This is a genomic window from Streptomyces sp. DSM 110735, from assembly GCF_016482685.1.
Classification (GTDB): Bacteria; Actinomycetota; Actinomycetes; order Streptomycetales; family Streptomycetaceae; genus Streptomyces.
Window position 1 is genome coordinate 32585 of sequence record NZ_JACYHF010000019.1, and the last position, 12532, is coordinate 45116.

The 12532-nt window shown below is 71.8% G+C and carries 15 protein-coding genes; 6 read left to right on the top strand and 9 right to left on the bottom strand.

The genetic code is table 11. The features are described 5' to 3' along the window. Positions 1–56: 56 nt before the first annotated feature. From IF655_RS24585 to IF655_RS24595, 3 genes are all read right to left on the bottom strand, one after another. Entirely contained in the window at positions 57–395 is a 339-nt protein-coding gene (locus IF655_RS24585) for a DUF3817 domain-containing protein (protein ID WP_199587289.1), read from the bottom strand. Positions 396–483: 88 nt separating this feature from the next. Continuing rightward, positions 484–993: a MarR family winged helix-turn-helix transcriptional regulator gene (locus IF655_RS24590; RefSeq protein ID WP_199587290.1), complete on the bottom strand. Its 510-nt coding sequence runs from the start codon at positions 991–993 to the stop codon at positions 484–486. Between the two features lie 11 nt (positions 994–1004). Beyond that, on the bottom strand, positions 1005–2264 hold the full coding sequence (locus IF655_RS24595; RefSeq protein WP_199587291.1) for an MFS transporter: 1260 nt from the start codon (positions 2262–2264) through the stop codon (positions 1005–1007). A 144-nt stretch (positions 2265–2408) separates the two neighbouring features. Here IF655_RS24595 and IF655_RS24600 point away from each other — a divergent pair, with 144 nt between their 5' ends. After that, complete coding sequence (locus tag IF655_RS24600; RefSeq protein WP_199587292.1) at positions 2409–3389, top strand: DUF5937 family protein; 981 nt, start codon at positions 2409–2411, stop codon at positions 3387–3389. 2 nt (positions 3390–3391) lie between these two features. Here the strand turns inward: IF655_RS24600 and IF655_RS24605 are convergent, their stop codons facing one another. The 3 genes from IF655_RS24605 to IF655_RS24615 all read right to left on the bottom strand — a co-directional run bounded on the left by IF655_RS24605 (position 3392) and on the right by IF655_RS24615 (position 4962). Continuing rightward, the gene (locus IF655_RS24605) at positions 3392–4174 is read right to left on the bottom strand and encodes a hypothetical protein (protein WP_199587293.1); all 783 of its coding nucleotides are present in this window, start codon (positions 4172–4174) and stop codon (positions 3392–3394) included. Positions 4175–4327: 153 nt separating this feature from the next. Further along, positions 4328–4621: an MTH1187 family thiamine-binding protein gene (locus IF655_RS24610; protein WP_199587294.1), complete on the bottom strand. Its 294-nt coding sequence runs from the start codon at positions 4619–4621 to the stop codon at positions 4328–4330. Next, positions 4618–4962, bottom strand: a complete 345-nt coding sequence (locus IF655_RS24615) for a DUF3817 domain-containing protein (protein ID WP_199587295.1) — start codon at positions 4960–4962, stop codon at positions 4618–4620. The genes IF655_RS24610 and IF655_RS24615 overlap by 4 nt, the downstream gene beginning before the upstream one ends. Before the next feature lie 188 nt (positions 4963–5150). On the opposite strand from IF655_RS24615, the gene IF655_RS24620 reads away from it, so the two are divergent. The 4 genes from IF655_RS24620 (at position 5151) to IF655_RS24635 (ending at position 7813) form a co-directional block, all read left to right on the top strand. Then, the gene (locus IF655_RS24620) at positions 5151–5789 is read left to right on the top strand and encodes an AIM24 family protein (protein WP_199587296.1); all 639 of its coding nucleotides are present in this window, start codon (positions 5151–5153) and stop codon (positions 5787–5789) included. A 1-nt stretch (position 5790) separates the two neighbouring features. Next, a complete protein-coding gene (locus IF655_RS24625; protein ID WP_199587297.1) occupies positions 5791–6441 on the top strand; it encodes an AIM24 family protein in 651 nt (216 codons plus the stop codon). Next, entirely contained in the window at positions 6438–7244 is an 807-nt protein-coding gene (locus IF655_RS24630; protein WP_199587298.1) for an AIM24 family protein, read from the top strand. Before IF655_RS24625 ends, IF655_RS24630 begins: the two co-directional genes overlap by 4 nt. Before the next feature lie 92 nt (positions 7245–7336). After that, positions 7337–7813 carry a MarR family winged helix-turn-helix transcriptional regulator gene (locus IF655_RS24635; RefSeq protein WP_199587299.1) on the top strand — a complete coding sequence of 159 codons (477 nt, stop codon included), beginning with the start codon at positions 7337–7339 and terminating at the stop codon, positions 7811–7813. A gap of 93 nt (positions 7814–7906) precedes the next feature. Here the strand turns inward: IF655_RS24635 and IF655_RS24640 are convergent, their stop codons facing one another. From IF655_RS24640 to IF655_RS24650, 3 genes are all read right to left on the bottom strand, one after another. After that, entirely contained in the window at positions 7907–9286 is a 1380-nt protein-coding gene (locus IF655_RS24640; RefSeq protein ID WP_242488919.1) for an MFS transporter, read from the bottom strand. Between the two features lie 238 nt (positions 9287–9524). Further along, positions 9525–10493 (bottom strand): methylmalonyl Co-A mutase-associated GTPase MeaB, encoded by a 969-nt coding sequence (meaB, locus tag IF655_RS24645; RefSeq protein ID WP_199587300.1) that lies wholly within the window; start codon positions 10491–10493, stop codon positions 9525–9527. A gap of 57 nt (positions 10494–10550) precedes the next feature. Continuing rightward, positions 10551–11750 carry an acetyl-CoA C-acetyltransferase gene (locus IF655_RS24650; RefSeq protein WP_199587301.1) on the bottom strand — a complete coding sequence of 400 codons (1200 nt, stop codon included), beginning with the start codon at positions 11748–11750 and terminating at the stop codon, positions 10551–10553. Between the two features lie 149 nt (positions 11751–11899). On the opposite strand from IF655_RS24650, the gene mce reads away from it, so the two are divergent. Next, complete coding sequence (mce, locus tag IF655_RS24655) at positions 11900–12340, top strand: methylmalonyl-CoA epimerase (protein ID WP_018544542.1); 441 nt, start codon at positions 11900–11902, stop codon at positions 12338–12340. The last annotated feature ends 192 nt before the right edge of the window (positions 12341–12532 follow it).

Here is a 12532-nt window from a genome sequence, read left to right on the forward strand (position 1 = left end):
CGTCCTAGTAAATGTCGATGGGGGACCGCCGTACGACACCCGTACGGCGGTACGAATCAGACCTTGACCGGGGCGGGAGCGGCGCCCTGGACCTTGGACTCCAGCTCGCGGCTGATCTTCCGCTCGACGAAGAAGGCGGCGGTCGGGATGGTGCCCGCGAGCAGCACCCAGAGCTGCTTGCCGACCGGCCACTTCGCCTTGGAGCCCAGGTCGAAGGCGAAGACCAGGTAGACGACGTAGAGCCAGCCGTGCGCGATGGCGACGACCCGGGTGAAGTCCGCGGCGCCGTCCAGGTGGAACGCGTACTTCGCGATCATGCCCAGGCACAGGAGCACCAGGAGCACACCGGTGATGTAGGCGAGGGCTCGGTAGCGGGTCAGCACGCTCTTTTTCATGCCGTCGAGCGTAACCACCCGTTCCGGGAGATCTTGCCCCGGGGGCGCCCTGTCGTATCGGCCCAGGTCACTCCCCCGTCCGCGCTGGTCAGTCCTCCGCGAAGTCGTGCGCGGAGACCCGCAGCGGGCGCAGCAGCGCGAAGATCTCCCCGCACTCCTCCGCGTCGTACGCGCCGAGCCCGAAGTCCATCGCCATCAGGTCGCGGGTGGCCGCGTCGACCACCTCGCGACCCTTGTCGGTGATGACGGCGAGGGTGCCGCGACCGTCGTTGGGGTTGGGGCGCTTGGCCACCAGACCCGACCTGACCAGGCGGTCCACCGTGTTCGTCACGGACGTGGGGTGCACCATGAGCCGCTCGCCGATCTTGGACATCGGCAGCTCGCCCGCCTTGGAGAAGGTGAGCAGCACGAGTGCCTCGTACCGCGCGAAGGTCAGTCCGTACGGCTTGACCACCGCGTCGACCTCGCCGAGCAGGATCTGCTGGGCCCGCATGATCGAGGTGATCGCGGCCATGGAGGGCACGCTTCCCCAGCGCTGCTTCCAGAGTTCGTCGGCGCGGGCGATGGGGTCGAAGGGGAGACCGAGAGGCTTGGGCACGTCATCAGACACTACCGGCCGGTCATATGCCGGTCAGCCCCGTCTCGCCCTTCGGTCGCCCGGCAGGCCAGCGCGAGCCCGGCGCAGCACAGCGCGCCCAGCACCCCGGCTCCCGCGACGGCCGTCCGCACGCCCGTGACCTCGGCGGCGACGCCCGCGAGCGCCATTCCGGCGCCCTGGACGGTCATCAGCCCGGCGCTGAGCACCGTCATGGCGGTGCCCCGCAGTTCCTCGGGCACCGCCCGCACGAACCACTGGTCGAGACCGAGGGTGTACGCCGAGCCCGCGCCGGAGACGACCAGGAGCAGCAGCGAGACCCACAGTCCCGGGCGCAGGGCGTAGGCGACGTAGGGCAGCAGGGTCAGGCAGAGCAGCGGCAGCACGATGCGTTCGCGGGTGGCCGTGCCGAGCCGGGCGCCCGCGTACAGCTCCCCGGCGACGGTGCCCACCGGCAGCGCGCACATCAGCAGGCCGAGCCCCGGGGAGCCCGCGCCGAGGTCGTGGGCGTAGGGCGCGGCCAGTGCCTCGGGGACGACGCAGAACATGGCGGGCACCCAGAAGACGAGGAGCAGCACGCGCACGCGCGGGTGCGCGAAGAGGGCGCGCAGTCCGCTGCGGGCGCCCTCCCGCCGGTCGCGAGCCCGGGCCGGGCGGTCGCGGGTGCCCAGGCGCAGCAGCAGGGCGGAGGCGAGGAAGGTGGTCACCGTGACGAGCAGGGCGTGGCGGGGCGCGGTGACGGTCAGCAGGAGACCGCCGAGTCCGTAGCCGACCAGGAGCGCGCTCTGGGAGACGATCCGCAGCAGGGAGCGGCCGAGCACGAACGGTTCGCCGTCGCCGAGCACGTCCGCGAGGGTCGCCATCCGGGTGCCGCTGAAGACGGGCGCGACGACGGCGAGGCAGCAGCGCAGCACGAGCAGCGTGCCGACACCCGCGCCCGGCGCGACCATGGCGGCCACGCACGCGGCGCACACCAGGTCGCAGGTCACCAGGACGCGCCGGGCGGGGAAGCGGTCGGCGACCGGGGCGAGCAGGGCGCCGCCGACGGCGTAGGGCAGGAAGCCGAGCGCGAAGACGAGGGCGCTCATCAGCGGGGAGCCGGTGAGGTCGTAGACGAGGACGGAGAGGGCGATCTCGCTGACGATCACGCCGAGCAGGGAGAGGACGTGCGCGGCGAAGACGGCGCGGAACTCGGGGACGGCGAGGACGCCGCGGTATCCGGTGCGGGCGGGTCCGGCGTCGGGAAGCGTCGCGTTCTGGGGTGGTGCGGACATGACGGGCAGGGTGCCGGGGCGGGGGCGGCGGGTCGTAGAGTTTCGGCTGCAGCCGAATCCTGTCGGCTGTCCAGCCGGATCATGGCGGCTGTCCGACCGGATCGCGCTCCATGAAGGCGCGTCAGTCACAGTGACGGAGGTTCCGTGCCCTCTCAGCTCCGCTTCGGCGAGGAGGACTTCCTGCGCTGCCGGTTCGCGATCTCGCCGTTGTGGGAGGCGCAGGACGCGGTGCGGACGCTGCGGCGGCCGGACCGGCACGGGTATCACGGGCCCTGGCTGCGGCGGGTGCGCACGGCGGCTGCCGGGCTCGATCTGGCGCCGCTGTGGCTGCTGATGCCGCGCCGGGGCAGTTCGCCGGACTGGCTCAGTCCCCCGCCGCTCGGTCCGCTCACCTCCTTCGATGACGAGATCGCGGCGGTGCGGGCGGCCGATCCGGAGGCGGCGCGGGCGGAGACGGCGCGTTCGCTGGCCTGTACGCCGGGGGCGCTGGAGTCGGCGCGCGGGCGGGCGTGGCTCGCGGACCCCGCGCGGATGGTGCGGGAGCTGGCGGACCTCCTGGAGGCTGCCTGGCGGGTGCTGGTGGCGCCGGAGTGGCCCCGGCTGCGGGCGCTGCTTGAGGCGGACGTGGCTTTCCACTCGCGCAGGCTGGCCGAGGTGGGTCTGGGGGCGCTGCTGCCGGAGCTGGACGCGCGGCTGTCCTGGGACGGGCGGACGCTGACGCTGCCCGGGGGACGGTACGCGCGCGATCTCGGCGGCCGGGGTCTGCTGCTGATGCCGAGCGTGTTCTGCTGGCCGGACGTGATCACGGGTTTCGAGGCGCCGTGGCAGCCGATGCTGGTCTATCCGGCGCGGGGCATCGGGGACCTGTGGGCAGAGCCCGCCGGACGGACTCCGCAGGCGCTGGTACGGCTCCTGGGGCGCAACCGCGCGGTCGTCCTGACCGCGCTCGGCGAGCCCGCGACGACCTCGGCACTGGCCCACCGGCTCCGTCTCGCACCCTCCTCCGTCTCGGACCATCTGACGGTCCTCAGGGCAGCGGGGCTGCTGACCGCGACCCGGCACGGCCACCAGGTGCTGTACGCCCGCACACCGCTGGGGACGGCGCTGGCGGCGGGAGCGGTCTGAAGTCAGCTCCCCTGCCGCTCCAGGGTCCGCAGGACACCCGGGGTGCGCGGCTGGGTGACGGGCGAGCGCAGACAGCGGCGGGCGGCCGGGGTGCCGGGGAGCGGCGACTTGAACAGCGCGAGCGAGATGACCAGCACCAGCAGCAGCGGGCACAGGAAGGCGAGCACGGGCGCGAGGGGACCGAGCAGCGGGAGCATGGGCTCCAGACCGAGCCCGGCGGCGCAGACGGTCAGCACGAGGGCGCGTACGGCGAGTTCGGTCAGCCAGTTGGCGAGGGCGCGCTCGGGGGTGATGCCCCGCTCCAGCCACAGCCGCAGCCGGTCGAAGGACCAGGCGGTGGCCCAGACGGTGAGCGGGCGCAGCAGCAGCCGGTCGGCGAGGGCGCCCGGAGTGCCCCCTCGGGGGCGGTAGTCGTAGCCGGTCAGGAAGCGGACGCCGTGGGCGTCGGGGACGTAACGCCAGTAGCCGCTGCCCTCGGTCAGCGGGGAGAGGGGGTGCGCGGAGGCGAAGCGCAGGGCGGAGGCGCGGGTGCCGTCGGGGCGTTCGCGCTCTTTGGCGGCGACGCCGGTGCCGTGGACGGTGAGGAACGGCAGCAGGCGCGCGGTGCAGCGGAAGGGGCGCGGGGCGGTGTCCGGGGCGCTCTTCGTGGCGGGGTGGGGGAGGCTGGGGAGGTACTCGATCTCGGCGAGCCTGAGGTCCCAGCGCCGGCGGTGGGCGGGGTCCTGGGTGCGGGTCCAGAGCTCGTCCAGGTCGGTGCGGATGTGCGTCTCTATGTAGAGACCCATGTGGTGTTCCCCCACGTCGGAGCGGATTTCAGGCTCAAACTACCGGGAGGATCCTGGTGCCCCGCCGCTGTGGCGACCGGGACCGGGCGGGGGGACGACGAAACCCCGGCCACGGGGGCCGGGGTCCGGTCGAGGTGCGTCGCGAGGGGGGTGTCACCCGGCCAGGTGACGCTCCACGGTCTCCACCTTCGAGGTGAGCCCGTCAGTGACACCGGGGCGGATGTCGGCCTTGAGCACGAGCGAGACGCGCGGCGCCCGGGACTCGACGGCGGCGACGGCGCGCCGGACGACGTCCATGACCTCGTCCCACTCGCCCTCGATCGAGGTGAACATGGCGTCGGTGCGGTTCGGCAGACCGGACTCGCGGACCACGCGGACGGCGTCGGCGACGTACTCCCCCACGTCCTCGCCGACGCCGAGGGGCGTCACGGAGAAGGCGACGATCATGCGTTCACGACTCCCTCGCGGCGGGCGCGGGCGGCCATGACGGCTGCCTCGGACTCGCGGCGCAGCCTGCGCTCGGCGAAGAAGCCGCCGGTGGGCAGGACGGAGAGGACGAAGTAGAGCGCGGCGGTGCCGAAGCTCCACTTGGCGCGGTTCCAGGCGTCGGCCCAGAAGAGCACGTAGAGGATGAACAGCACGCCGTGGACCGCGCCCATCACAGGGACGGCGTTGAAGTCCGTGGTCCGCTTCAGCACCGAGCACAGGAGCAGGATCAGGAAGGACACCGCCTCGGGCGCCGAGACCAGTCGCAGTCGGCGGATGGCGGATGCTGTCTTGAGGTCCACGGGTCACCTTCGGTGGGGAGGGCGCTGGGGCGCGGTCGTGATCGCTCGGTGAGCGGCTCATGATCCTTTGTGAACGGAAGCACAAGCGTCGCCCATTGTGGCAAACAATGCCCCTAGGGGTGCGCTCAGGGTCGTTCTCCACCCGTGGGCCCTGTTCTCTCCACCCGGGCGGGGGCTAGTTTCGCGGTGTGGCGACGTTCCGACTACAGGGCGGCAAGGTGCTCGCCGTCGACATGACCGGGGATGCCGTGAAGGCGAAGAACGGCTCCATGGTCGCGTACGACGGGCAGATGGCCTTCAAGAAGCTGAGCGGCGGTGGCGAGGGTCTGCGCGGCATGGTGACCCGGCGGCTGACCGGCGAGCAGATGACGGTGATGGAGGTGAAAGGGCAGGGGACCTGCTGGTTCGCGGACCGGGCGTCCGAGATCAACCTCGTGACGCTGCGGGGCGACAAGCTCTGGGTGGAGTCGAGCAATCTGCTGGCGACGGACGCGGGGCTGCGCACGGGCACGGCGTTCACGGGTCTGCGCGGCGCCTCGCAGGGCAACGGCCTGTTCACCACGACCGTCGAGGGCCACGGCCAGGCGGCGGTGCTGTCCGACGGACCGGCGGTGGTGCTCCGGGTCTCCCCGCAGTACCCGCTGACGGTGGATCCGGGGGCGTACATCGCGCACCAGGGGGACGTCCGGCAGTCCTTCCAGTCCGGCGTCACGTTCCGCACGCTCTTCGGGGAGGGCGGCGGCGAGGCGTTCCAGATCCGTTTCGAGGGCGAGGGGCTGGTGTACGTCCAGCCGAGCGAGCGGAACACGATCGCGGGGGATCTGTGAGATGGGCTTCCGGGAGATCAACTCGAAGATGATCGAGGCGGCGGTGTCACCGGGCGTGCGGCTGTTCAGCCAGCGCGGGGCGATGCTCGCCTACCGGGGGGACGTGTCGTTCACGCCCAGTGTGCAGAGCGGGCAGGGCGGCATCATGTCGATGCTCGGGCGCCGGGTGGCGGGCGAGGCTGCCCCGCTGATGTCGGTCGAGGGCAGCGGCACGGTGTTCTTCGGGCACGGCGGCCACCACGTCCAGGTGATCAACCTGACCGGCGACACGCTCTACGTGGAGGCGGACCGGCTGCTGGCCTTCGAGGGCTCGCTGCGGCAGGGCACGATGTTCATGGGCTCGCAAGGGGGTGTCATGGGCATCGTCCGGGGCCAGGCGACCGGGCAGGGGCTGTTCACCACCACGCTCCAGGGGCACGGCGCGGTCGCCGTGATGGCGCACGGCGGCGTCTTCGGGATACCGATCACCCCGCAGCGCCCGGTCCATGTGGACCCCCAGGCGTACGTCGCCCATCACGGCGAGGTGCGCAACCGGCTCTCCAGCGCGCTCGGCTGGCGCGACATGGTGGGGCGGGGCTCCGGCGAGGCGTTCCAACTGGAGCTGAGCGGCAGCGGCACGGTCTATGTCCAGGCATCGGAGGAGAAGCTGTGAGCGCGTACGCGGGCGCGGGCGGGCCGGTGGTGTTCGACCCCGTGACCCTCCCGGTCGACGACAACGTGACCCCGTACACGTTCTGCGTGGAGCTCAAGGGCAGTCAGTGGTTCCTGCAGAAGGGGAAGATGATCGCCTACTACGGGGCGATCGAGTTCAACGGCATCGGGCACGGGCGGCTGGACCGGCTGGTGCGTTCCTCGTTCCATTCGCCATTGCACGCGAGCGACTGGGTCGTGGCGGAGGGCTCGGGCAAGATGCTGCTCGCGGACCGGGCGTTCGACGTGAATTCGTACGACCTGGACGAGGGCAATCTGACCGTTCGCGCAGGCAACTTGATCGCTTTCCAGCCAAGTCTGGCACTCAAACAGTCGATCGTGCCCGGCTTTCTGACGCTGATCGGCACGGGGAAGTTCGTGGCGGCGTCCAACGGGCCGGTGGTGTTCATGGAACCCCCGATCCGGGTGGACCCCCAGGCGCTGGTCGGCTGGGCCGACTGCCCCTCGCCCTGCCATCACTACGACCACGGCTACCTGACCGGCGTACTGGGCGGTCTACGTGCGATGACGGGCCTGGGCGGCGCCTCCGGGGAGGAGCACCAGTTCGAGTTCGTCGGCGCCGGGACGGTGCTGCTGCAGTCCACCGAGGCGCTGATGGCGGAGCGGGAGACGGGTGCGGTTCCGTCCGAAGCGGGGGTACCCGGAGGGGGTGGAGCAGCGCCCGGCGGCCCCGCCACAGGAGCCTCAGGGGTACCGCGCCTTCCCGGACAGCTAGGGGACCTCCAGCGTCGCTTCGGGCTGTGAGCGGTAGTCTGCGGAGTGTGACGTCGAACGCGTGCGCACAGTCACATCACCCAGAGTAGTTCGCCATTCAACATCTTAGGTAGACTTCATTCATGGAGACCGAGACGGCCACGCACTGGCTGACCGATGCGGAGCAGTGCGCCTGGCGCACCCACCTGGAGGTCAACAGGCTGTTGACGTACCAGCTCGAAAAGGATCTGCAACCGTTCGGACTGACGATGAACGATTACGAGATCCTCGTCAATCTGTCCGAGTCCGAGGACATGCGGATGCGGATGAGCGATCTCGCCACCGCCACCCTCCAGTCCAAGAGCCGGCTCTCGCACCAGATCACCCGCATGGAGAACGCGGACCTGGTGCGCCGGGAGAACTGTGAGTCGGACCGCCGCGGCCTGTACGCCGTGCTGACCGACCACGGCCTGGAGACGATGAAGAAGGTCGCGCCCCACCATGTGTCCTCGGTGCGCCGCCACTTCATCGACCTGCTCTCCCCCGATGCCCTCCAGGACCTGAACAAGTCCCTCAAGCCCGTCGCGGAACACCTGCGCACCCAACGCGGCCGCCTCTGACACCCACCAGAGCAGCCGGGCGAAGGCGCGGTATCCCGGCCCACCCGCCGGACCGCGCCTCCGCCCCGGGCGGCACCGCCCGCCGACGCCCGCCTACCGCACGGCGGGCACCCCGGACGCCCCGGCATCACCGGTGAGCGCATCCGACGCCCGGGCCTCACCGGCGACTGTTTCCGGCACCCCGGCTTCCGGCACCCCGCCTTCTGACATCCCCGCCCCGCTGACGGACACCCCGCCCCGCCGGGTGCCGACGGCGACGGTCGTCGCGGCCAGCGACGCCGCACCGGCCAGCGCGAAGCACAGGGGCAGCGGCAACCGGCCGATCAACGCCCCGGCGATCAGCGATCCGCTCGAATAGCCCCCGTTCACCGCCATGTTCACCCAGGCTCCGGCCCGGGTGCGGGCGTCCTCCGGCGCCGTCTCGTCGGCCAGCAGATACGCGGTCGTCAGCGTCGGGGCGATGAAGACGCCCGTGAGGACCATGGCCGCGGTGAGGGTCCACAGGCCGGGCGCGAGTCCCGCCGCCGCGATCATCAGGCCGAGCCCCGCCGTGAACCCGGCCAGACGCGCCCGCGCGGACAGCCGCCAGTCGACCGCACCGTTCACGAGACCGCCCAGCGCGCTGCCGACCGAGAGCGCGCCCAGCACCCAGGGGACCACCGCGGTGCCGTAGGAGCCCTGCTCGGCGTAGGCGGCCACCAGCAGTTCCGCCCCGCTCAGCGCGAGCCCCGCCCCCGCCGCCACGACGACCGGGACCAGCAGCCCGGGCACCCCGCCCGACCGGGTCCGGCGGGACGTGGCGCGTCGCCCCGCACCCGCCCCCGCACCCGCCCCCGTACGCGACCCCGTACGCAACCCGGTCACCGCCGGGGACGTGACGAACGCGGCCGTTCCGCCGAGGACCAGCAGCGCGCCCAGCAGGATGCCGGACGCCGGGGGCGCCCAGGTGATCAGCACGCCCACCAGGACCGGTCCGGAGACGAACAGCAGCTCCTCGGCGACCCCGTCGAGGCTGTACGCGCGGCGTTGCAGACGCCGGTCGGCGACCAGCGCGGACCACACCGCCCGCATGACCGGCCCCAGCGGCGGCACACACGCGCCCGCGAGCGCGGCGGCGGCGCCGATGAGCGGTGCCGGGACACCCGGGCGCCAGACGAGCGCGGCGAGGACGCAGAGCAGGACGGCGTACAGCCCGGCCATGGGCGGCAGGGCGCGGCGCGCGCCGTACCGGTCGACCAACGACGCCCGCACCGGCATCAGGAAGACCGCCGCGCCGCCGAACAGGGACATCACCGCCCCGGAGACGGCGTAGGAGCCGGTGACGCGGTTGACGGAGAGCAGGACGGCGAGGGGGATGACGCCGTTGGAGAAGCGGCCGGTGAGCGCGGCGGCGAAGGTGCGGCGCGCGTGCGGGACGCGCAGGACGGCGGCGTACGAGGGCGCGGCGGGGCGCGCGGGGGCGGGCGCGGACATGCGCGGGGTTCCTCACGGGAGGCGGTACAAGGGCGCGACGGTGCGCCGCACGAGGTGCCGGCCGTGTGCCGGGCACCCGCGCGGGCAGGGGCGCGCGCTATGCCAAGAGGAGGAACATGTGGATCAAGCTAACAGCGGGGGTCGCGGGGCGGTACCGGTTTTCTTCCGAGGGCGGCCCTGGTCCCCGGCGTAGCGGGAGCGAGCCGGGACCCTGCCGGGACCCGCACCCGCGCCCGCGTCAGCCCTCCCCCGGTTCCCGGGTCAGCCCGGAGAGCAGTTGGTCCGCCGCCGCGTACGGGTCCAGTTCGCCCGTGGCGACGCGGCCCGCGAGGCTGGGGAGGTCGTGAGCGCCGTGCAGGTCCCCGATGCGCTCGCGCAGGGCCGTGACCGCGATCGTCTCCACCTCCCGGGCGGCGCGGGCGCGGCGGCGCTCGGTGAGGACGCCGCGCTCCTCCATCCAGGCGCGGTGCTTCTCCAGGGCTTCCACGACCTCGTCGACGCCCTCGGAGCGGGCGGCGACCGTCTTGACGATGGGCGGGCGCCAGTCGCCGGGGCCGCGGGACTCGCCGAGGCCGAGCATGTGGTTCAGCTCGCGGGCGGTGGCGTCGGCTCCGTCGCGGTCGGCCTTGTTGACGACGTACACGTCGCCGATCTCCAGGATTCCCGCCTTGGCGGCCTGGATGCCGTCGCCCATGCCGGGGGCGAGCAGGACGACCGAGGTGTCCGCCTGGGAGGCGATCTCGACCTCCGACTGGCCCACGCCGACGGTCTCCACGAGGATCACGTCGCAGCCCGCCGCGTCCAGGACGCGGATCGCCTGCGGGGCTGCCCAGGCAAGACCGCCGAGGTGGCCGCGGGTGGCCATGGAGCGGATGTAGACGCCGGGGTCGGAGGCGTGGTCGGACATCCGCACCCGGTCCCCGAGGAGCGCGCCCCCGGAGAATGGGGAGGACGGGTCGACGGCGAGGACGCCGACCCGCTTGCCCTGTTTGCGGTAGGCGGTGACGAGCGCGGAGGTGGTGGTCGACTTGCCGACGCCCGGCGAGCCGGTCAGACCGACGACGTAGGCGTTGCCGGTCAGCGGAGCCAGCGCCGCCATGACCTCCCTGAGCTGCGGGGACGCCCCCTCCACCAGCGAGATCAGCCGGGCCACGGCCCGGGGCCGCCCTTCTCGCGCCTCGGCCACCAGAGAGGAGACGTCCCGCATCGATACAGCTCCGTTCACTTGCGTCGCCGGCCGCTCACACCGCCGGAGAGGATGTCCTCAGACCTTCGGTACCCGCACGATCAGCGCGTCACCCTGTCCGCCGCCACCGCACAGCGCGGCCGCGCCGAGCCCGCCGCCCCGGCGCTTGAGCTCCAGCGCCAGGTGGAGGACGAGACGGGCGCCGGACATGCCGATCGGGTGGCCGAGGGCGATGGCGCCGCCGTTGACGTTCACCTTTTCCGTGGACACGCCGAGGTCGTTCATTGACTGCACGGCGACCGCGGCGAACGCCTCGTTGATCTCGATGAGGTCGAGGTCCGAGACCTGAAGCCCCTCCTTCTTCAGCGCGTGCAGGATGGCGTTGGACGGCTGCGACTGGAGCGAGTTGTCAGGACCGGCCACGTTGCCGTGCGCGCCGATCTCCGCGAGCCACTCCAGGCCCAGTTCCTCGGCCTTGGCCTTGCTCATCACGACCACGGCGGCGGCGCCGTCGGAGATCTGCGAGGCGGACCCTGCGGTGATGGTGCCGTCCTTGGTGAAGGCGGGGCGCAGCTTGCCGAGCGACTCGGCGGTGGTGTCGCCCCGGATGCCCTCGTCCTTGCTGAAGAGCACCGGCTCGCCCTTGCGCTGCGGGATCTCCACCGGGGTGATCTCCGCCTCGAACAGACCGTTCTTCTGCGCGGCGGCGGCCCGCTGGTGGGACAGCGCGGCGATCTCGTCCTGCTCGGGGCGGCCGATGCCGAGCCGGGTGTTGTGCTTCTCGGTGGACTCGCCCATGGCGATGCCCTCGAAGGAGTCGGTCAGCCCGTCGTGCGCCATGGAGTCGAGCATCTCGATGGCGCCGTACTTGAAGCCCTCACGGGACTTCGGCAGCACGTGCGGGGCGTTGGTCATGGACTCCTGGCCGCCCGCGACCACGATGTCGAACTCACCCGCGCGGATCAACTGGTCCGCGAGCGCGATGGCGTCGAGCCCGGAGAGGCACACCTTGTTGACGTTGAGCGCCGGGACGCTCATCGGGATGCCCGCCTTGACGGCCGCCTGGCGGGCCGGGATCTGACCGGCGCCGGCCTGGAGCACCTGGCCCATGATCACGTACTGCACCTGGTCGCCGCCGATACCGGCGCGGTCGAGCGCGGCCTTGATGGCGAAGCCGCCCAGGTCGGCACCCGAGAAGGACTTCAGCGAACCCAGCAACCGTCCCATGGGCGTCCGAGCGCCCGCGACGATCACAGAGGTGGTCGTTCCAGAAGACATGAGCTGCGATCCCCTTACCGGCCTGCACAGCCGAGGAGTGAACGAGGGTTTACTTCGAATGTACTGACCGGTACCGGAACCCGTCACCCGGCGTACGGTGTGATCGCGCGCACGTTGCGTAACCACCTCGCACGCGCTGCACTGAAAACATGCTGACGCGAATCGACCACATCGGGATCGCCTGCCACGACCTCGACGCCACCGTCGAGTTCTACCGGACCACCTACGGCTTCGAGGTGTTCCACACCGAGGTGAACGAAGAGCAGGGCGTGCGCGAGGCCATGCTCAAGATCAACGAGACGTCCGACGGCGGCGCCTCCTACCTCCAGCTCCTGGAACCGACCCGGGAGGACTCCGCGGTCGGCAAATGGCTCGCCAAGAACGGGGAGGGCGTCCACCACATCGCCTTCGGTACGGCGGATGTGGACGCGGACTCCGAGGAGATCCGCGGCAAGGGCGTACGCGTTCTGTACGACGAGCCACGACGTGGGTCCATGGGGTCGAGGATCACCTTCCTGCACCCGAAGGATTGCCACGGAGTCCTGACAGAACTGGTCACTTCGGCCTCGGTTGAGTCACCTGACCACTGACCTTCGTACATAAGGGCCGGTAGGGTTGGGGGCGGTCGTCTCCGAACACGGGGGACGACCGATGCCGGGGTCCGGGTTGGGGGACGAGCGTCGGGGCAGCAGCCCGTGCTCCGCCGTTGATCTGACACCATTCCCCGGGGGCCCCGTTCGGCGGACGGACGGAGCTCGTTGGAGAAGCTGACCAGGGGACGG

What these genes read in the sequence shown, in the direction of transcription:
- IF655_RS24605 (WP_199587293.1), bottom strand. Translation starts at nt 4,174, where the DNA reads ATGGGTCTCTACATAGAGACGCACATCCGCACCGACCTGGACGAGCTC.
- meaB (WP_199587300.1), bottom strand. Translation starts at nt 10,493, where the DNA reads ATGCGGGACGTCTCCTCTCTGGTGGCCGAGGCGCGAGAAGGGCGGCCC.
- mce (WP_018544542.1), top strand. Translation starts at nt 11,900, where the DNA reads ATGCTGACGCGAATCGACCACATCGGGATCGCCTGCCACGACCTCGAC.
- IF655_RS24585 (WP_199587289.1), bottom strand. Translation starts at nt 395, where the DNA reads ATGAAAAAGAGCGTGCTGACCCGCTACCGAGCCCTCGCCTACATCACC.
- IF655_RS24635 (WP_199587299.1), top strand. Translation starts at nt 7,337, where the DNA reads ATGGAGACCGAGACGGCCACGCACTGGCTGACCGATGCGGAGCAGTGC.
- IF655_RS24650 (WP_199587301.1), bottom strand. Translation starts at nt 11,750, where the DNA reads ATGTCTTCTGGAACGACCACCTCTGTGATCGTCGCGGGCGCTCGGACG.
- IF655_RS24610 (WP_199587294.1), bottom strand. Translation starts at nt 4,621, where the DNA reads ATGATCGTCGCCTTCTCCGTGACGCCCCTCGGCGTCGGCGAGGACGTG.
- IF655_RS24595 (WP_199587291.1), bottom strand. Translation starts at nt 2,264, where the DNA reads ATGTCCGCACCACCCCAGAACGCGACGCTTCCCGACGCCGGACCCGCC.
- IF655_RS24640 (WP_242488919.1), bottom strand. Translation starts at nt 9,286, where the DNA reads ATGTCCGCGCCCGCCCCCGCGCGCCCCGCCGCGCCCTCGTACGCCGCC.
- IF655_RS24625 (WP_199587297.1), top strand. Translation starts at nt 5,791, where the DNA reads ATGGGCTTCCGGGAGATCAACTCGAAGATGATCGAGGCGGCGGTGTCA.